The organism is Acinetobacter sp. YH01010, assembly GCF_013420775.1.
GTDB lineage: Bacteria > Pseudomonadota > Gammaproteobacteria > Pseudomonadales > Moraxellaceae > Acinetobacter > Acinetobacter amyesii.
The window spans coordinates 1-1,030 of sequence record NZ_VOYF01000071.1 but is presented as its reverse complement, the minus strand read 5'-3'; the positions used below and the strand labels follow the sequence as shown (position 1 = coordinate 1,030).

Annotated in this window: 1 protein-coding gene; it reads left to right on the top strand. The window is 39.8% G+C overall.

Annotated elements, in window-relative coordinates:
* Window positions 1-1,025, top strand: a 1,025-nt coding sequence (locus FTT77_RS17230) for an RNA-guided endonuclease TnpB family protein (protein WP_180109599.1), incomplete at its 5' end; no start/stop codon positions are given.
* Window positions 1,026-1,030: the final 5 nt, after the last annotated feature.

Below are 1,030 nucleotides of genomic sequence, written 5' to 3'. Positions count from 1 at the left end.
GCAAGGTGTTAGACCAACTAGCATCAGAAGTGAACTTCGTCTGGAATTATGTCAATGATTTAGGGTTTAGGCATTTGAAGCGGAAAGGTGAATTTCTCTCTGCTTTTGATATTGCCAAATATACGAAAGGCACATCCAAAGAATGTAATTTACATAGTCAAACCATTCAGGCTGTAACTGAAGAATTAGTCACCCGAAGAAAGCAATTTAAAAAGGCAAAGCTGAAATGGCGTGTCAGCAATAAAAAATCAGCAAGGCGCTCTTTGGGATGGGTTCCCTTTAAAAAGGTGGCTATCAAATATGCCAATGGATATGTCCAGTATGGAAAACACCAATTTAAGCTTTGGGATAGCTACGGTTTAAGCAAATACACGTTAAAAACAGGTTCATTTGTAGAGGATAGCCGTGGGCGTTGGTATGTATGTCTTGTTGTTGAATCGCCTAAGCAAGATAAATCGACAGCAACCAAAGCGATTGGTATTGATCTAGGCTTAAAAGATATTGCCACCTGTTCTGATGGCACAGTAATTTCAAATCCAAAATTCTATCGAAAATATGAGCAGAAATTAGGTATTGCTCAGAGAGCCAGGAATAAGAAGCGTGTTCGTGCATTACACGCCAAGATTGCAAATAGTCGAAAAGATCATTTGCATAAAGCAAGCACCAAGCTTGTGAATGAAAATGCATTGATTATTGTAGGTGACTTGAGTGCTAAAAAATTAGTAAAAACCAAAATGGCAAAATCTGTTTTGGATACAGGATTTTCTGCACTAAAAACAATGCTCAAGTATAAATGCGAGAACGCAGGCGTATTGTTTGAAGAAGTCCAAGAAGCCTATACCACCCAAATCTGTTCGTGCTGCGGTGAGATCACCTCAAGTAGTCCAAAAGGTAAGACAGATCTTGGAATAAGAGAATGGGAGTGCATGAGCTGTGGTACAGCTCATGATCGAGATATAAACTCAGCTCTAAACATTCTTGCGCTTGGGCATAAGCGTCTAGCTGTAGGAATCACCCTCTTTTAAGGGGG